This is a genomic window from Rhodoferax ferrireducens (genome assembly GCF_003347515.1).
Lineage (GTDB): Bacteria > Pseudomonadota > Gammaproteobacteria > Burkholderiales > Burkholderiaceae_C > Rhodoferax.
In genome coordinates this window covers 1-246 of record NZ_QEII01000064.1, presented here as the reverse complement: position 1 = coordinate 246, position 246 = coordinate 1, and the positions used below count along the sequence as shown (strand labels likewise).

The following is a 246-nucleotide window of genomic DNA, read 5'->3' as shown; positions in this document are numbered from 1 at the left end:
TTGCATCGGTAGAGTCGTGGTGGGTCGGTAACTGGTAAAGCCGCTAAAGCAATAGACTTGAACCTTGTACTCTCCGGCCAGCACCTGAATCTCACTCGGGTAATCTGTAAATCCAGGTATGCCGAACTGCTTTTGTTCGCCTGAGCCAGAAGATTCAAGTTTTGAATAGCCCCGGATGGTTGCATGGAAGTCATCAGAAAACGGCTTTCCTACAAAGCCTTTGATGACTGCAATGCCAGACACACC

Annotated in this window: 1 protein-coding gene; it reads right to left on the bottom strand. The window is 48.8% G+C overall.

Going from position 1 to position 246, the window contains the following annotated elements; all coding sequences use genetic code 11:
• Positions 1–246: hypothetical protein (locus tag C5P05_RS33460; protein ID WP_157979138.1), on the bottom strand; the 246-nt coding region annotated here is incomplete at both ends.